19 protein-coding genes are annotated in these 18,841 nt (G+C 33.5%); all 19 read right to left on the bottom strand.

Translation table 11 applies throughout. From position 1 onward, the window contains the following. Window positions 1-25: 25 nt before the first annotated feature. The 19 genes from recO to lepA all read right to left on the bottom strand — a co-directional run bounded on the left by recO (window position 26) and on the right by lepA (window position 18,572). Window positions 26-781, bottom strand: coding sequence for a DNA repair protein RecO (gene recO / locus NGI30_RS04820; RefSeq protein ID WP_251520561.1), 756 nt, complete (start codon window positions 779-781; stop codon window positions 26-28). A 21-nt stretch (window positions 782-802) separates the two neighbouring features. Beyond that, window positions 803-1,702, bottom strand: a complete 900-nt coding sequence (era, locus tag NGI30_RS04815) for a GTPase Era (RefSeq protein WP_251520558.1) — start codon at window positions 1,700-1,702, stop codon at window positions 803-805. After that, a complete protein-coding gene (cdd, locus tag NGI30_RS04810; RefSeq protein WP_251520502.1) occupies window positions 1,699-2,106 on the bottom strand; it encodes a cytidine deaminase in 408 nt (135 codons plus the stop codon). Before cdd ends, era begins: the two co-directional genes overlap by 4 nt. A 101-nt stretch (window positions 2,107-2,207) precedes the next feature. Next, window positions 2,208-2,546, bottom strand: a complete 339-nt coding sequence (locus tag NGI30_RS04805; RefSeq protein WP_251942872.1) for a diacylglycerol kinase family protein — start codon at window positions 2,544-2,546, stop codon at window positions 2,208-2,210. 9 nt (window positions 2,547-2,555) lie between these two features. Then, window positions 2,556-3,017: an rRNA maturation RNase YbeY gene (ybeY, locus tag NGI30_RS04800; protein ID WP_251520449.1), complete on the bottom strand. Its 462-nt coding sequence runs from the start codon at window positions 3,015-3,017 to the stop codon at window positions 2,556-2,558. Next, window positions 3,018-3,965, bottom strand: a complete 948-nt coding sequence (locus NGI30_RS04795; RefSeq protein WP_251520437.1) for a PhoH family protein — start codon at window positions 3,963-3,965, stop codon at window positions 3,018-3,020. Between the two features lie 410 nt (window positions 3,966-4,375). Further along, window positions 4,376-5,032 (bottom strand): hypothetical protein, encoded by a 657-nt coding sequence (locus NGI30_RS04790; protein WP_251520434.1) that lies wholly within the window; start codon window positions 5,030-5,032, stop codon window positions 4,376-4,378. A 16-nt stretch (window positions 5,033-5,048) separates the two neighbouring features. Next, entirely contained in the window at window positions 5,049-6,035 is a 987-nt protein-coding gene (gene floA / locus NGI30_RS04785; RefSeq protein WP_251942870.1) for a flotillin-like protein FloA, read from the bottom strand. Between the two features lie 12 nt (window positions 6,036-6,047). Beyond that, window positions 6,048-6,758: an NfeD family protein gene (locus NGI30_RS04780; RefSeq protein ID WP_251520429.1), complete on the bottom strand. Its 711-nt coding sequence runs from the start codon at window positions 6,756-6,758 to the stop codon at window positions 6,048-6,050. A gap of 399 nt (window positions 6,759-7,157) precedes the next feature. After that, window positions 7,158-7,334 (bottom strand): 30S ribosomal protein S21, encoded by a 177-nt coding sequence (rpsU, locus tag NGI30_RS04775; protein WP_251520426.1) that lies wholly within the window; start codon window positions 7,332-7,334, stop codon window positions 7,158-7,160. A 122-nt stretch (window positions 7,335-7,456) separates the two neighbouring features. Beyond that, window positions 7,457-8,803 carry a tRNA (N(6)-L-threonylcarbamoyladenosine(37)-C(2))-methylthiotransferase MtaB gene (gene mtaB, locus NGI30_RS04770; protein WP_251520423.1) on the bottom strand — a complete coding sequence of 449 codons (1,347 nt, stop codon included), beginning with the start codon at window positions 8,801-8,803 and terminating at the stop codon, window positions 7,457-7,459. A 5-nt stretch (window positions 8,804-8,808) separates the two neighbouring features. Then, complete coding sequence (locus NGI30_RS04765) at window positions 8,809-9,561, bottom strand: 16S rRNA (uracil(1498)-N(3))-methyltransferase (protein WP_251520420.1); 753 nt, start codon at window positions 9,559-9,561, stop codon at window positions 8,809-8,811. Beyond that, window positions 9,561-10,502, bottom strand: a complete 942-nt coding sequence (prmA, locus tag NGI30_RS04760; protein WP_251520418.1) for a 50S ribosomal protein L11 methyltransferase — start codon at window positions 10,500-10,502, stop codon at window positions 9,561-9,563. The genes NGI30_RS04765 and prmA overlap by 1 nt, the downstream gene beginning before the upstream one ends. A 3-nt stretch (window positions 10,503-10,505) precedes the next feature. Further along, window positions 10,506-11,636 carry a molecular chaperone DnaJ gene (gene dnaJ / locus NGI30_RS04755; protein WP_251520416.1) on the bottom strand — a complete coding sequence of 377 codons (1,131 nt, stop codon included), beginning with the start codon at window positions 11,634-11,636 and terminating at the stop codon, window positions 10,506-10,508. A 192-nt stretch (window positions 11,637-11,828) separates the two neighbouring features. Beyond that, window positions 11,829-13,679, bottom strand: coding sequence for a molecular chaperone DnaK (dnaK, locus tag NGI30_RS04750; RefSeq protein WP_251520414.1), 1,851 nt, complete (start codon window positions 13,677-13,679; stop codon window positions 11,829-11,831). Window positions 13,680-13,734: 55 nt separating this feature from the next. Continuing rightward, window positions 13,735-14,373 carry a nucleotide exchange factor GrpE gene (grpE, locus tag NGI30_RS04745; RefSeq protein ID WP_251520412.1) on the bottom strand — a complete coding sequence of 213 codons (639 nt, stop codon included), beginning with the start codon at window positions 14,371-14,373 and terminating at the stop codon, window positions 13,735-13,737. A gap of 26 nt (window positions 14,374-14,399) precedes the next feature. Continuing rightward, window positions 14,400-15,380 carry a heat-inducible transcriptional repressor HrcA gene (gene hrcA / locus NGI30_RS04740; RefSeq protein ID WP_251942868.1) on the bottom strand — a complete coding sequence of 327 codons (981 nt, stop codon included), beginning with the start codon at window positions 15,378-15,380 and terminating at the stop codon, window positions 14,400-14,402. A 95-nt stretch (window positions 15,381-15,475) separates the two neighbouring features. After that, window positions 15,476-16,600, bottom strand: coding sequence for a radical SAM family heme chaperone HemW (gene hemW / locus NGI30_RS04735; RefSeq protein ID WP_251520407.1), 1,125 nt, complete (start codon window positions 16,598-16,600; stop codon window positions 15,476-15,478). 148 nt (window positions 16,601-16,748) lie between these two features. Beyond that, on the bottom strand, window positions 16,749-18,572 hold the full coding sequence (lepA, locus tag NGI30_RS04730) for a translation elongation factor 4 (RefSeq protein WP_251520397.1): 1,824 nt from the start codon (window positions 18,570-18,572) through the stop codon (window positions 16,749-16,751). Between the last annotated feature and the right edge of the window lie 269 nt (window positions 18,573-18,841).

The raw sequence follows: 18,841 nt of genomic DNA, 5'->3' as shown, positions 1-18,841 counted from the left end.
GTGAGATTTCATCACTTTCCGGGTTTTATATATCTTCTAATCGATTAAGTTGATTGATTAATTTTTGACTTTTGAAGTACGTCCCTGCGTACTCTTTATATAGTAATATAATTAATTCTGACATTTCGTCTACGACATCACCATGTATATTCAAACTATTCATTTGATTAATTGGTAATTTAAGTAATATATCTAATAAGTACAATGTTTTATTAGATATTTTGAAAGCATATGGATCTTGATGTATAACCTTTTGTGAAATAGCTCCATCGAATTTAAAGCTATAACCTACAAGCTGAGATTGGTCTGTATTACCTGTGACTACGCAATGATCAAAAATTGCACTGAATCCAAAACGAGACATACATTTCAGTAATACAACGACTGACATCAACTGAGCTGAAACACCTGATTTAATCTTTTCAAGAATAAAATGCAATAAATCATAACTAAATTGAGAAATCTCGTCGTATTCGATTGAACGATCTATAGCTTCAGTGCATAAACTCGCATAACTACTTTCATAAATGTCTAATCGCAAATGATAATTTTGCTCGATTACATCAACTGAACTTAAAGATCCCATGCCCTTCCATTTTGAATAAATAAATAAACCATAAACAAAGAGTTGCGTATTTGCCTGCAACCCTTGTTTGTTCTTTTTTGCCCTGCGTACCATTAGAGGTACTTTGGCACCATATTCATTTAATATCGTTATGATTTTATCGGATTCGCCATAATCAACCGTTTTAATAATAATTCCTTTTTGTTTGATTAACATGATAGCTCACCGACTTCCAACTTAATCTTGATCTTCTAAATATCCCATTTGACGTATGAAATTAACTTTATTACGCCAATCTTTCTGTACTTTAACCCAAAGCTCTAAATAAACTTTTGAACCGAGTAATCTTTCGATGTCAATTCTTGCTCGTTTTCCAACTTCTTTTAACTTTTTACCACCTTTTCCGATAATAATACCCTTTTGTGAATCTCTTTCGACAAAAATCGTGGCTTCAATTCTAACTCTATCCTCTGACTCTTTTATCATTCGGTCTACATTCACCCCGATAGCATGAGGAATCTCTTCACTTGTTAAATGTAAAATCTTTTCACGTATTAATTCACTTACGACAAATTGTTCAGGATGGTCAGAAATTTGGTCATCAGGGTAATATTTTGGTCCTTCTGGTAAGTATGATTTAAGCACTTCAATAAAGTGATCAACATTTAACCCTTCTAGTGCTGAAATTGGAATCACATCTGTGAATTCCATATATTCTTTATATTGTTCAATTCTAGGCATTAACGCATCTGGATGCACTAAATCAATTTTATTTAATACTAAAAAGACTGGTGTTTTAACATCTTTTAGCATTTCCATGATAAATTCATCACCACGACCAATTTCTTCAGTGACGTTAACCATAAACATAATCGCATCAGTGTCCGATAATGTATTCTTGGCAACTTTCATCATATAATCTCCAAGTTTATGTTTAGGTTTATGGATACCTGGTGTATCTAAAAAGATGATTTGAGCATCATCTTGTGTCATAACACCTTGAATTTTATTTCTAGTAGTTTGCGCTTTATCCGACATAATTGCAATTTTATGTCCTAAAACGTGGTTCATAAAAGTAGACTTACCTACATTGGGTCTACCTATTATTGATATAAATCCTGATTTATGTTCTGTCATTTTGTTAAATCCTTTCCAGAAAATCCTAACGGTAATAACTCACCCACCGTTGATTCGATTATTTCACCTTTGTGATTTGTCATATATACTGGCATATCATCATCGCATAATTCCTTTAAGAACTGGCGACATGCGCCACACGGTGACGATGGTTGTTCTGCATCTACAGTAATCGTAATTGATTCAAATTCACCAGGTTGAACGCCATCTGATATTGCTGCTACTAAACTTGAACGCTCAGCACAAATAGCCATAGGATAAGCTGCATTTTCTACATTGGCACCTGAATATGTTTGGCCATGTTTAGTAACTAAATAAGCGCCTACTTTAAATTGACTATAAGGTGCATACGCTCGAGATTGTGCCTCTCTTACTGCTTCAAAATAATGTTGTTGATATGCCAAATAAATCACTCCTAAATAAATAGTAGAGATTCTAAGTTTCAAAGAAAAGAGATGTTCCTTTGTATTACTTTCTCTACTTACCTTGTTTTAATTGTAGTAACTTACTTAAAAATGTGAGGTATAAAGATGAGTAATCCAACAATAAATGCCACAATAGCAGCAATTAACACGCTAAACGCGGCAACATCTTTAGCATGTTTAGCTAAAGGATGATAATCTTCAGTTACTAAATCCACCACATACTCCACAGCAGTATTGATTACTTCAAATGCGATAACAAGACCTATTGAAACGATGATTAAGAGCCATTCTATGCGTGAAATGTTAAAGAAAAAACCAAAACAAACGACAACGAATGCTGTTATTAAATGCATCAAAAATTTATAATCTTTCTTCAACAAGACCCACATACCTTGAAATGCATAAGAAAATCTTTTCATAATAATGCCCTAATCTCTTGTTAAGCCATAGGCATTTAATATCTCATCTTGTCGACCAAACATTTGCTTTTCATCAGTTTCATTCATATGATCATATCCAAGTAAATGTAAGAAACCATGTAATACTAGAAAACCTAGTTCTCTTTCAAAGGTATGGCCATAAGTTTCGGCTTGTTCAGCTGCAACATCTGTACAGATAATAATATCGCCTAATACACGAGGCATGTCAATATCATGTATAACTGGTTCATCTTCTTCTAATGCAAACGAAATAACATCTGTTACTTTATCTTTATCGCGATACATTTTATTAATATTTTGAATTTCTTCTTTATCTACAAATGTAATGGATAATTCTGCATCACTCTCTATACCTTCTTGGTCTTTTGCAAAATTCAATAATTTCTCGATTTGTTCAATCCATTCCGTTTCAACTATATTTGTATGATCACTAAAATCTATTGTAAACATTTAGTTCTCTCCTTCATACCGATCTATAATTTTACTTACTAATGGATGACGTACGACATCGCTTTGGTCTAAATGGTGAATACTTAATCCTTTAACATCTTTAAGTTTTTTTATCGCTTCTTTTAATCCGCTCTTAACACCTTTTGGTAAATCTATTTGTGTGTGGTCACCTGTTACTATCATTTTAGAACCAAATCCTAAACGTGTTAAAAACATTTTCATTTGAGCATGTGTTGTATTTTGTGCTTCGTCTAAGATTACAAACGCATCATCTAACGTACGACCACGCATATATGCAAGTGGTGCAATTTCGATGATTCCTCTATCAATAAAACGTTCAGTTTGTTCTCTACCTAAAACTGTGTTTAAACCATCGTATAAAGGACGTAAATATGGATCGACTTTTTCTTTTAAATCTCCTGGTAAGAAACCTAATGATTCCCCTGCTTCTACTGCAGGTCTAGTTAACACGATTCGCTTTACATTCCCTTTTCGGAGTTGTTTAGCGGCATAAACCACAGCTAAAAATGTCTTCCCTGTACCAGCAGGACCTACACCAAATACTAAATCATTATGATGCATCGCATTCACGTATAGGCGTTGTCCCATTGTTTTAGCACGTATAACCTTACCAAAGGCATCTTTAGTAATCTCATCATCATATAAATCTAATAAATATTGGATCTTACCATTTTGAGCCATTTTAATTGCGGCTTCAACATCTTTAAGCGTAATGGTAACGTCTTGTTGTATAACTTTTAATAGATTAATGAGTACTGATTCTGCTTTTTCAACATGCTCGATACGTTCTCCCTTAACTGAAACTTCTTGTCCTCGAGCATGAACAATGACATCAAATCCTTCCTCAATGGCTTTGATATGTTCATCATTATTTCCAATGAGAGCTTGAGCTTCATTGATGTCATCAATTTGAATAATTCCTGGCATATAGGTGCTCCTTTTCCTGAAAAATTAGTTTAATATCATTTTATCTTATTAAATTTTCTGTTACAAAAATAAATACTAAAATATAAGCATAGAAGCGCTCGAAATTTAAAATTTTAAATTTGAAAACACATAGTGAATATAACTTTAAAATTTATGAATGCATGTAAGACGAACACAAAGAATGCTATCAATGGTCATTGTCAATTAAATCTTACACTGTCATTATATCATGGATTTCAAAAATATTATTTGTAAGCGACCCAAATTCAATGGGTAAATTTCATTTTTTAAAAATCACGTTAACAAAAAAGACTGGACCTTTAATAAGTCCAGTCTTATAACATATTCAGCGACAAACTGTAAAAAATATTTATTAGTATGTTTCGTACTATTTGTTTTCGTTCAAGTGTTTATAAACGTTTAGGTTGTTCTAATACCTCTGACCAAATGATACCATTTACTATTTCATCTTGGTCAAAACGTAATTTCTCTTTAGGCTGTGCTTCATGGTTTTGATTAGATTGTAATAACTGTCTTAAGCGATACCTTTTAGTTCTCTCACTTAAGTTTTCATCTTTTATAATTTCTTGTGCTTTTCGTTCAGTTCGTTCAATTCGCTTAGCATGTTCCCGATCTATTTCAGATCGAACTTGTTCGAGTTCAGACATCAAGTCATCTTCAAGTTGTTTTGTAGTTTGAACAGGTTTAGCGTCTTGTACTTTTTTAACCTTTTCTGGTTTTACCTCTCTGTTCTCAGTACGTGTTGCTGTTTGTAGCTGAGGTTGAGTTGGTTGCGCTTCTTTTTGTTTTGGTGTTTCTTTTTTCTCTGTCGTTTTTTTCTCAGGTTCTGTATATTCTCCAAAAGGATCATCAAACTCTTGCTCAAGCTTTTTAAATGTACGTTCTATTTCTTCTAAAAACCCTTTAGATTTTGGCTGCTCACCATTCGGTTTTGACGATTGTGTTTGTTTAGGGGTTTTATTCCTTTTCTTGTGGTTATCATCACGAATTGCACTTATTATGGAAATTACAACAGATATTACAAAAATTATAATACCAATGTTCATATATAATCACCCCTAATTATTTATCTGGTGATTCGTTATCTTCTGGGTTAGTGCGTTTATTAATTGATTCTCTCATGCCTGTATCAGCTTCGATATTTTTTAGATTGTAATAATCTTTTACTCCAATATTTCCTGAACGTAATGCTTCAGACATAGCTTTAGGAACTTCGGCTTCTGCTTCAACAACTTTCGCTTTCATTTCTTGAACGCGTGCTTTCATTTCTTGTTCACTTGCTACAGCCATTGCTCTACGTTCTTCCGCTTTCGCTTGAGCAATATTCTTATCAGCAAGTGCTTGTTCAGTTTGAAGGTCTGCACCGATATTTTTACTAATATCTACATCTGCAATATCAATTGAAAGTATTTCAAAAGCAGTACCTGAATCTAATCCTTTACTTAACACGGTTTTTGAAATATTATCTGGATTTTCTAACACTTGTGTATGATGCTCACTTGAACCGATTGTTGAAACAATACCTTCACCTACACGTGCGATAATCGTTTCCTCACCTGCACCACCGACAAGACGAGCGATATTTGCTCGTACAGTAATTCTTGCTTTAGCTTTAACCTCAATACCGTTCATCGCTACGCCGGCAATAAATGGTGTTTCAATAACCTTTGGATTTACTGACATTTGAACAGCTTCTAATACATCACGACCTGCTAGATCGATTGCTGCACCTCTTTCAAAAGGTAAATCAATGTCTGCACGTTGAGCTGCAATATTTGCATCAACTACGCGATCCACATTACCACCAGCTAAGAAATGTGATTCCAATTGATTTGTCGATAAATTTAATCCAGCTTTATGTGCTTTGATTAAAGGTGAAATCACTTTACGTGGTGAAACACGTCTTAATCTCATACCTACAAGTGTACTAATACTTACTTTAACACCTGCTGCTATAGCTGAAATCCATAATCCAACAGGTACAAAAGAAAGTAGAATTAGTAGTGCTAAAACGACTACTACTGCAATAATAATAATAATTGGTATCATATTTACTCTCCTTTACGATTCAAATTCTCTAACAACGACACGTGTACCTTCAACTTCTAGAATTTTGACTTCTTTATTCCTTAAAATAAAAGAACCATCTGAGACAGCATCAATACGTTCATTGTTAACAGTTATTATGCCAGCTGGTCGTAAATCTGTTGACGTTTTGGCAATTTGACCAACTAGATAAGAGCGATCTTCATGAGAAGTGTAACCAGCTTCTGCGTTTGTAGAATCTTTTAGAACTACTTTATCTAAAAATGGTATTGTCCGTTTAAATATTTTCACAAGTACCACCCACTCAATTAATGATAAAATTAATGCTATAACGACATTGGCTAACATCAAAACTAAATTATCACCTAATGTAATTATGCTTAAAGTAATGAGTATTAAACCAATAATACCAATCACTGCACCTATGACAAATAACTCAATTATGACTAATATTGCCCCAATAATAAATAACAATACTGAGTAAAAATTAACATCACCCTTAACAAAGAATCCTAAAAAGAAAGTCATCAATGCAAGAGTTGCAATGATACCAATTATATTTACTTTTTTGGAATATAATTGATATAAAAACCCCGTAAAGATAATACAAGTAAGAATAAGTGAAACAATGGGGTTCACAATGAAATTTGCAATATGGCTTACCCAGGTGTCATTTTCTACAAATTGAGTTGCAAAGATTCTATGTAAATTATTCGAAGAAAACACGCTATCACCTCGCTCTCCACTCAATTATACATGAAATTAATAAATGATTATACCGTTTACATCTTAAAATTCTATATTTTCATAATATTCTTTTACTCAAATGGAATAAACAAAATATATTATAGTAATGAATGGGAAATAAATCGCACATTTACCCTTAGAATAAAAGAAACAATGATCCGCATCCATATAATGCGAAGACAAATTAAGTCGATTAGTACATAATTTTTTGTAAAGTTTGACCATTGATACTTTTACACATTTTCGCTAAACCATTTAATCAAACTTGAATCTACTTTATTGTTAAAAATATAGAAAAAAGCCTTAGTTGTTATTAACAACTAAGGCTTTTTATTTATAATTAAATGTTGGTATTGAGGGAGTCAACGAAACAAACAATTATTTGAATTTGCGTTTACGCGCAGCTTCAGATTTCTTTTTACGTCTAACACTTGGTTTTTCGTAATATTCACGTTTACGAACTTCTTGGATTGTACCGCTTTTAGAAACTGATCGCTTGAATCGACGTAACGCATCTTCAAGAGATTCGTTATTTTTTACTACTGTTTTAGACATGTGTATTTCCCTCCCTCCAAATATCAACGAAACTTTATTGTCAGCACATAGTATTCAACTATGTATAGAATAGTATAATATAACTTATTAGTCGGGTCAATTATGAATTTACATTTTTAACATTATACTAACACAGACTGATCAGTGCTATTAGAAGCATGGTTTACAATTCTTAATAATTGACCTTCATTCATTGGATAATCTGGTTTAGTGATTTTCACTTTAACAATTTGTCCAATTAAAGATTCGTCACCTTGGAATTCCACTTTCATATAGTTATCTGCATAACCAACTAAAGTACCTTCTTCACTACCAACTTCTTCAGGTATTACTTCTAATACATCTTGATCGAATTTTGAAGCATATTGTTTAGCTAGTTGATCACTTAAGTTAATTAAAGTATGCACGCGTTCATTTTTAATATTTTCATCAATCTGATCGTCCATTCTCGCAGCTGGTGTACCAATTCTAGGTGAATATGGGAATACGTGTAACTCTGAGAATTGATGATTAACGATGAAATCATATGTTTCTTGGAATTCCTCATCAGTCTCTCCAGGGAATCCTACAATAACATCACTAGTCACTGCTAAATCAGGTAATGCTTCATGCAAACGAGTCAAACGCTCTGAAAAATGAGCCATAGAATACTTTCTTCTCATACGTTTTAGAACCGAATCTGATCCTGATTGTAATGGAATGTGTAAGTGTCTAACAACTTTATTGGATTGTTCTAGAACAGAAATTACTTCATCCGTCAGTTGGCTTGCTTCAATAGAAGAAATACGAATACGTTCTAAACCATCTACTGTATCTAAATCTCTTAGTAGTTGAGCAAGATTATAGTTTTTTAAATCTTGACCATATCCACCTGTGTGAATACCTGTAAGTACGATTTCTTTATACCCTGATTCGACTAATTGCGTAGCTTGTTCAACTACTTTTTCTGGATCTCTAGAGCGCATAAGGCCTCGTGCCCATGGAATAATGCAGAATGTACAGAAGTTATTACAACCTTCTTGAATTTTTAATGATGCACGTGTTCTATCAGTGAAGTACGGTACCTCTAATTCTTCATAAGTACGATTCTTCATAATATTACCTACACCATTGATAGGTTGTCTTTCTTTTTTATATTCTTCAATATAACCAATTAATTTCGTTCTATCTTGAGTACCTACAACGATATCCACTCCAGGAATATCCATAATTTCAGCTGGTGAAGTTTGTGCATAACAACCTGTTACGCATACAACAGCATCAGGATTTTGACGAATGGCTCTTCTAATAACCTGTCTACTTTTTTTATCACCAGTGTTAGTAACAGTACATGTATTGATTACAAATACATCAGCGTTTGTATTAAAGTCAACGCGATCGTAATTTGCATCTTTAAATAATTGCCAAATTGCTTCAGTTTCGTAATGGTTTACTTTACAGCCTAATGTGTGAAAGGCTACAGTTGACATAAATATCACTCCAATAAATCTTTTTCATAACTTATAGCACTCAATACGTAAAGCGGTGCTGTTTCTGCCCTTAATATTCTCGGACCAAGACCAATTTGATTGGCTTTATTATCAAATAAAGAAATCTCTTCTTCGGTGAGCCCTCCTTCTGGCCCGAATATGACAAGGATACGATCACCATAAGAGAATTGCTTTATTATCGATTTAAAATTTATATTCTCTCCATCTTTAGCTGCATTTTCATATGCAATAAGAACATAGTCATATTCTTCAATACTACCATAAATTTCTTTTAAATTCGATGCATAGTTTATTTTAGGAATCGTAAGTCGATAACTTTGTTCTGCAGCTTCTTTAATAATTTTTTCCCAACGATCCAATTTCTTCGCAACTTTATTATTGTTTAATTTCACGACAGAACGTTGCATCGCTGTAGCTATAAATTGGCTTGCCCCTAATTCAGTAGCTTTCTGTAACAACCACTCGTATTTATCTGCTTTGATTAAACCACTACAAATTGTAACCTCCTGTGGCAATTCTGTATCTATATCAATTTTATTCTCAAGTATAATTTCAACACCGTTGTCATTCATATCAATGATTTTACATTCATAAACCTGTTTATCTTCAAAAGTAATAATAATATAATCGTCTATTTGATGACGCATCACATTTTTAATATGATGTATATCATCTTTATTTGTAATAAAAAAACGCTGATGATCATCAGCGTTTTGGTTTAAAAAATATCTTTGCATTATGATTCGCTCACTTTCTGTCCAACGATACAGACCCATCCGTTATCGTGATTAATTGAAATAATGTTAAACCCAATACGCTTCATATGTTCTACGATGGCCTCGTGTTTTTCCTCAATAATTCCAGATGTGATAAAATAACCATCTTCTTTTAACGTATTATAAGCATCTTCAATCATTTCATCAATAATGTGAGCTAAAATATTCGCAATTACGACGTTATATTGTTGTTGTTCTTCTTTTAATAAATTGCCTTCAACAATTTCGATTGCATCTACGCATTGATTTTTTTCGAAGTTTTCCTTAGCTACTCTCACAGCAAGTTCATCAACATCTATTGCTTTAATATGTTGAACATTCAATAGATGAGAAGCAATGCTTAAAATGCCAGAACCAGTACCAACATCAATTACAGAATCATCAGGTTTTACATATGTTTCTATTGCTTTTAAACACATGCTTGTTGTTGGGTGATCACCAGTTCCGAAGGCCATTCCAGGATCTAATTCTATACATAGTTCATTTGCGTCTTCTTTTTGGTATGATTCCCAACTTGGAACAATTGTAAATTTCTCTGATGCACGGAAAGGATGGAAATAATTTTTCCATTCATTTTCCCAGTCTTGATCTCTTATCGTAGATTCTTCAAATTCAAATATATTATTATCGAGGTTTGATATTTGCTTAATTTGTGTTTGAATTTCGTTTTTAAGTTGTGCTGTATATTTCATTTCATTGAAATAAGCTTTAACTCTTACACCCTCGTCCGGGTAATCTGATTCATTTAATTCAAATATTTCACCATGTTTATCTGCAAAGTCATGTTTAAGATCATTTGAATCTTCGATAACGACACCATTGGAGCCTAACTCTTCTAGAATATTCGTGACCACGTAGACAACGTCATGATTTACTGTAATTGATACTTCGGTCCAGTTCATTTGCTATTCTCCTTTAAAGAATCTTTTAGCTTTATCTTTGAAATTTGTCGGTTGCTCTTCTAGTTGTTCTCCATCTATTTCTGCAAATTCACGTAATAATTCTTTTTGTCGATCAGACATTTTTGTTGGTGTAACAACTTTAACATTTACAAACAAGTCACCATATCCGTATCCATGTACATTTTTAATACCTTTATCTTTTAGGCGGAATTGTTTACCTGTTTGTGTACCTGCTGGAATAGTAAGCATTACCTGTCCATTTAGAGTAGGTACTTTAATTTCGTCACCTAAGCTTGCTTGCGCAATACTAATATTTAACGAATGGAATATATCGTCTCCATCTCTATCAAATGTGTCAGATGGTTTTACTCTAAATACGACATATAAATCACCTTGTGGTCCTCCGTTTTCACCTGGACCACCTTCTCCTGCTAAACGGATTTGTTGTTCATTATCTACACCTTCAGGCACAGTTACACGGATTTTAACTGTTTTATTTTCTGTACCTTTACCATGACAAGTTGGGCATGGCTCTTCAAATTCTTGTCCTGTACCATTACATGATGGACAAACTTTTTCAGTTCTTACTCGGCCAAGAATTGTATTTTGTTCAACAGATACGTGACCGGCACCGTTACAGTATGAACAAGTTTTCTTTTTCGTGCCAGGTTTTGCACCTTCACCATCACAAGTATGACAAGTAACGTCTTTTCGAATAGAAATTTCTTTTTCAGTACCAAACACTGCTTCGTCGAATGTTACTGTCATTGTGTATTGTAAATCATCACCTTTTCGTGGGGCGTTTGGATCACGTTGTCTTCCACCACCAAAGAATGAACTGAAGATGTCTTCGAAACCGCCGCCGAAGCCACTGAAGTCTTGGCCGCCAAAACCTTGTCCACCAAAACCACCTTGTGGACCATCATGACCAAATTGATCATAATTTGCACGTTTATTTTCGTCACTTAATACTTCATATGCTTCTGAAAGCTCTTTGAACTTTTCGTCGGCACCTTCTTCTTGGTTAATATCTGGATGATATTTTTTTGATAATTTACGGTAAGCTTTTTTTATTTCATCTTTCGAAGCATCTTTACTTACTCCTAAGACTTCATAATAATCTCTTTTAGCCACAGTTATCTCTCCTTTACTGTATTTTATAGTCGTTTGAGATATAAACTCATTTAAGAAAATTATATAACGTGACCTCATTGCAATTCAAAATAAAGAAAAAAGTCAAAGCCAATGTTCAATTGACTTTGACTAATTTTGGCTAAGCAATTGTGTTATATTTGATTATTAACAATTTGTTAGTCATTACTGAACTTATTTTTTGTCGTCTTTGTTTTCGTCATCTTTTACTTCTTTAAAGTCAGCATCTTCTACATTGCTATCTTGTGCAGATGAATCAGCTGATTCACCAGATTGAGCTTGTTGTTGTGCTTGTGCAGCTTGCTCATAAACTTTTGCTGATAAATCTTGAACAACTTTTTCTAATTCTTCTTTCTTAGTTCTGATATCTTCGATATCTTCACCTTCAAGTGCTGATTTTAATGCTTCTTTCTTGTCTTCAGCATTTTTCTTATCTTCTTCACCAATGTTGTCACCAAGATCACTAATTGTTTTTTCAACTTGGAATACTAAGCTATCTGCTTCGTTACGTAAATCACTTTCTTCACGACGTTTTTTATCTGCTTCTGCATTTTCTTCAGCATCTTTAACCATACGGTCAATTTCATCGTCTGAAAGTGAAGAGCTTGATTGAATTGTAATGTTTTGTTCTTTATTAGTACCTAAGTCTTTTGCATTAACATTAACGATTCCGTTTTTATCAATATCGAAAGTAACTTCGATTTGAGGTACGCCACGTGGAGCTGGTGGAATATCAGTTAATTGGAATCTACCAAGTGTTTTGTTGTCTGAAGCCATTGGACGTTCACCTTGTAACACATGGATATCAACTGCTGGTTGATTATCTGCAGCTGTTGAGTAAACTTGAGATTTTGAAGTTGGGATAGTTGTATTTCTTTCGATAAGTGTATTCATACGTCCACCCATGATTTCAATACCTAATGATAATGGTGTAACGTCTAGTAATACTACGTCTTTAACATCACCAGTGATAACGCCACCTTGGATAGCAGCACCCATAGCTACTACTTCGTCAGGGTTAACACCTTTGTGTGGCTCTTTGCCAACTTCTTTTTTAACAGCATCTTGTACTGCTGGGATTCTTGTTGAACCACCAACTAAGATAACTTCGTTAATGTCTGAACTTGTTAAACCTGCGTCTTTCATAGCTTGACGTGTAGGTTCCATAGTACGTTTGATTAATGAATCAGCTAATTCTTCGAATTTAGAACGAGTTAAGTTAAGTTCTAAATGTAATGGACCACTTTCACCAGCTGAGATGAATGGTAATGAAATTTGTGTTTGAGATACGCCTGATAAGTCTTTTTTAGCTTTTTCTGCAGCGTCTTTTAAGCGTTGTAATGCCATTTTATCTTGTGATAAATCAACGCCGTTTTCTTTTTTGAATTCAGATACTAGGTGATCGATGATAACTTGGTCAAAGTCGTCACCACCAAGTTTGTTGTCACCTGCTGTTGAAAGTACTTCAAATACGCCATCGCCTAATTCTAGGATTGATACGTCAAAAGTACCGCCACCTAAGTCGAATACTAATACTTTTTGATCTTCTTCAGTTTTGTCTAAACCATATGCTAATGCTGCTGCTGTTGGTTCGTTGATGATACGTTCAACTTCTAAACCAGCAATTTTACCAGCATCTTTAGTTGCTTGACGTTCACCATCATTGAAGTAAGCAGGTACTGTGATAACTGCTTTTTCTACTTTTTCACCTAAGTAATCTTCAGCAGTACCTTTTAAGTTTTGTAGTACCATTGCTGAGATTTCTTGTGGTGTATAAGATTTGCCTTCAACATCTACTTTATAATCTGTACCCATATGACGTTTGATTGATTGAATTGTATTAGGGTTAGTGATTGCTTGGCGTTTAGCAACTTCACCTACTTGTGTTTCACCGTTTTTAAATGCTACAACTGATGGAGTTGTTCTAGCACCTTCAGGATTTTGGATAACTTTAGGTTCGTCACCTTCTAAAATTGAGACACAAGAATTTGTTGTACCTAAGTCAATACCTATTACTTTACTCATAATAAAATTCCTCCTGTATGTTTATTGAAATTTATGTTTTTATTAATGTTTTTTCTTATTGGTTTACTTTAACCATTGAAGGTCTTAATACACGTTCCTTCAATTTATAACCACTTTGTAGTTCTTGGGTGATTTGTCCTGATTCATAATCAGGGTTTTCATCTTGAACTACTGCCTGATGTACATTTGGATCAAATTGCTGTCCTTCTGCGTCGATTTTTTCTAATCCGTTTTTACTCAAGGCATTTAATAGGCTTTCATGAACCATTTCTACACCTTTTTTAAGTGATTTGAATTGTTCATCTTCACCATCTATTTGTAAAGCACGTTCGATGTTATCAATTGTTGGTAAAATATCATTCAACACATCTTGTGCTTTATAAGCTTTCATCGTTTGATTTTCTTTTTGAATTCGACGTTTGTAGTTTTCAAATTCAGCATATAATCTTAAATATTTTTCTTCATTTTCTTGAACATCTTGTTTCAATTGTTGAATTTCTTCATCTTTAGGGTCTAAATCTGCGTCAGTTGATTCTGTATTGTCTTCATGCAGATTGTCTTGTTCCTCTTGCGTCGTTTCTTCAGTATTTTTAACCGTTTCTTCAGATGTCTGACCTTGGTTGTCTGAATTTGATTGATCATCTGATTGTTGATCATCAAACTGGTTGTTTACTGATTCATTTTTTTCTGTCATTGTCTGCCCTCCAATACATTTCCTCGTTACCAAATCGTATTTAAGATTTTGATAACATTTTGATAATTCATAGCCGTCGGTCCGATTACCGCTATCTTTCCTTTTAGTCTATCATCAATGTGATATTCACTTGTAACGATAGATATATCACTCAAACTTGATTCTATTTCATGTCCAATCTTAACATTTATCTCGGAATTAGACATGTCATCAAGTAATTGGGTGATTTTCTTTGATTCTATATATTGCAAAATGGGTTGGATCGACGAAACATTATTTTCATTTAATGCATCAATTAGTTTAACCTTTCCACCCATGTAAATGCCATTACTTTGATTATCAAAATGAGCATCGATTGTATTTAGCATGTTCTCGATAAATGATTTCTCCATATTGGAATTAACGAATGACATTAATTCATCTTCGAAATGATAATTGTTCCATTCGTTATATTTATCGGTAACAAAATTCGATATTTTCATTAACTCATCATTTGATAATGGCGCATCAGATGCTAGATGTAAGTGCTCAACATGCCCTGATGAAAATACCACAACCATGATAACCAAATGTGCATTGGCTCTAATCAAGTGGATGTTATTAATAATATCTTTATTGTGGTTAGGATGCATGACCAACGTTGTATATTGAGAGGCTACTGATAATTCATCAGCAAATTCACTTAAAGTTGATGATATATCGTATTGATTTTCAATTAGTAATGCTCTCAACCGTTGTATCTTCTTCTCTTGTTGATGAGATGTTTGCTTTAATAATTGGTTCACATAATATCTAATGCCTAACTCAGAAGGCGAACGACCTGAAGACGTATGCAATTTTTCAATCAATGCAAGTTCTTCTAGGTGTTTCATATCATTTCTTATAGTAGCTGGGCTTACATTGAGCTTATGACGTTCTATCAACGTCTTAGAACCAATTGGTTGGCCTAATTCAACATAATCTTCAACAATTGCATTAAGTATGCTCAATTGTCTATCACTAATCATGCTTTCACCTCATTAGCACTCTTTTCTCTCAAGTGCTAATTATAATTTATCAAATTGGTCAAAGTAAGTCAATGTTAAAGCATCGAAATTTTAAATTAAATGTTTAATAAAAATGATTCAAATACAAGATTACCTACAACCTTGCCTCTATCAGTCAATTTGAGATGATTATTTTCTTCTTTAATCAAGTGTTGATCTAGTAACTGCGTAAGTGATGAACCATATACATCCTCTATTGTTTGACCAAATTTATCATAAAATCTCTGCTTACTAACGCCTTCGTTCATGCGTAGGCCTAAAAACATTTCTTCTTCCATTTGTTCAACTTTTGTTGGAAATTCTGAACGTAGTAACGGTCGTTCATTACTTTTTATTTTTTTAATATAGTGATTCACAGGGTTTACATTTGTATAACGCTCTCCGTCAACATAACCACTAGCACCTGCACCAAATCCATAATAACCTTCATTTCTCCAATAAACTTTATTATGTTCAGATTCATGACCTTCTTTACCAAAGTTTGAAATTTCGTATTGATGCATAGAAGATCGTTCCATGCGATGCAATAAATAATCATACATTTCTTCACCTACGTCTTCATTCGGCAACTTCAGTTTCCCTTTTCTATACATATTATAAAATTGAGTTTGAGGTTCCAAAATAAGCCCGTAGCTAGAAATATGATCAATATCCATAGCTAATGCTTTATCTAAACTATCTTTAAAATCTTCCATTGTTTGACTAGGTAAATGGTACATTAAATCTAAACTAATTGATGGGATACCTACTTTACGAGCGTTTTCAACGGATTGATATATGTCTTGCATATTATGAGTGCGTCCCAAGATTTCTAATAATTCAGGCTTAAATGTTTGTACACCCATCGATAAGCGATTGACGCCATATGCTTTTAATAATTTTACTTTTTCTAAAGTTAATTCGTCAGGGTTTGCTTCAAAGCTAAATTCACCTTTAATGTTAAAGATTTTCGTGATGGCAAGTAATAACTTTTCTAATTGTGCTAGATTTAATGCAGTTGGCGTCCCGCCTCCCACAAATACTGTTTGTAGTGTTCGTACAGTACTTCGTTCCATTTCTTCTATCAAACAATCTAAGTATTCGTCGACTGGTTGATTTTGTATAAAATATTTATTGAAATCACAATATGTACATATTCGCACGCAAAATGGTATATGAATATATGCACTTTTTACTTCCATTATTAATTCACCCGACTTTATAATACTTACTTTACTTCTATTTTTCCAAAAAAACTGGAGGCTAGGACACTTTATAATGTTGTGCTAATCACCTATGAAAGGTAAATCATTTATTAGCACTTTGTCCTGACCTCCAAAATTAAGGTTTCTATTCATCATCCATTTTTAAAACTGCTAAGAAAGCATCTTGAGGTATTTCTACATTACCAACTGCTTTCATTTTAGCCTTACCTGCTTTTTGTTTTTCTAATAATTTTCTCTTACGGCTAATATCCCCACCGTAACACTTAGATAATACGTTTTTACCCATAGATTTAATATTTGTACGGGCTACTATCTTTTGCCCAACAGCTGCTTGAACAGGCACTTCGAATTGTTGTCTTGGTATGAGTGTTTTAAGTTTTTCAACTAATGCTTTACCTCTTTCATAAGCAAAATCACGATGTACGATAAAGCTAAGTGCATCTACTTTTTCACTATTTAAGAGGATATCCATTTTCACTAAATTACTTTCTTTATTATCAATAAATTCGTAATCAAATGAAGCATAACCTTTCGTATTTGATTTAAGTTGATCGAAGAAATCAAATACAACTTCAGATAATGGAATTTCATAAATAATGTTTACACGTACATCATCGATATATTCCATATTTACAAAATTCCCACGCTTACGTTGACATAATTCCATTACCGCACCTACGAAATCGTTTGGAACCATCATAGTAGCTTTAACAAACGGTTCATAAATCGCCTCTATTTGATCTCTTTCTGGCATTTGCGCTGGATTATCTACTGAAATTTCTTCTCCTGTTTTCATGATACATTGGTAAATTACTGAAGGCGCTGTCGCTATAAGTTCAATTCCGAATTCACGTTCAATACGTTCTTGTATAATTTCCATATGTAACATGCCTAGGAAACCAGTACGGTAACCAAAACCTAATGCTTGAGATGATTCTGGTTCGAATTCAAGTGAGGCATCATTTAACTGTAATTTTTCAAGCGCTTCACGTAAATCATTGTAGTCTTTATTATCTATTGGGAATAGACCACAAAAGACCATCGGGTTCATTTTCTTATAACCTTCTAATGCTTCTTCAGCTGGTCTAGCTGCATGTGTGATTGTATCACCAACACGAGAATCATCAACATTTTTAATATTAGCTATGATATAACCAACGTCACCTACTGTTAATTCATCAATGGCTAATTGTTTCGGCGTGTTGATACCCACTTCTGTCACTTCGAACTCTTTACCTGTCGCCATCATTTTAATACGATCTCCAGCTTTAACTACACCTTCGATAACGCGAATTGATGAAATAACACCTCGATAAGGATCATATTCCGAATCGAAAATTAATGCTTTTAATGGTGCTTCTGGATCACCGCTTGGTGGTGGTACAGTATCAACGATTTGCTCTAGGATATCTTCAATTCCAATATTAGATTTAGCACTTGCTAAAACGACTTCATCTTGATCTAAACCGATTACGTCCTCAAGTTCTTGTTTCACGCGTTCTGGTTCAGCTGCTGGTAAATCAATTTTATTAACTACAGGAAGTAACTCTAGTTCGTTATCTAAAGCTAAATATACATTTGCGAGTGTTTGTGCTTCTATACCTTGAGCAGCATCTACTACGAGAATAGCACCTTCACAAGCTGCTAATGAACGTGAAACTTCATATGTAAAATCGACATGTCCAGGTGTATCTATAAGATGGAACGTATAGACCTCTCCATCTTTAGCTTCATACTTTAAGCGAACAGCATTTAACTTTATTGTAATGCCTCGTTCTCTTTCTAAATCCATGGAATCTAGTAATTGATCTTTCATGTCTCTCATTTCAACTGATTTAGTATTTTCTAAAATTCTATCAGCTAATGTAGATTTTCCATGATCTATATGTGCGATTATAGAAAAATTTCTAATATTTTTCCTTCTATCAAAACGTTCTTGTTTATCCATGTAATTTTTCCTTCCCACTTTCAAAATTATTACCTTATCTTATGTATAACATTCTTCGATATAATAACGCTTTTACAACACAATTGCAAACGTCTCAAGAACTCTATTAAAGTAATATAAGTATTATTAAATTCCGTTATTAATACGCTTAACATTATAGTAGTTATTGTCGCTTATGCCAAATGGCATAACCTCATATTATTTATTAAATCGTGCTTTAGTAAAATAATGATTGCAGAAAAAGGCTCCTTTTGATAAAATATTTCTTG

Origin of the sequence: Staphylococcus sp. Marseille-Q5304, assembly GCF_943737015.1 — a bacterium.
Classification (GTDB): domain Bacteria; phylum Bacillota; class Bacilli; order Staphylococcales; family Staphylococcaceae; genus Staphylococcus; species Staphylococcus hsinchuensis.
The sequence above is the reverse complement of the archived record's forward strand: the minus strand, read 5'-3'. Positions and strand labels throughout refer to the sequence as shown.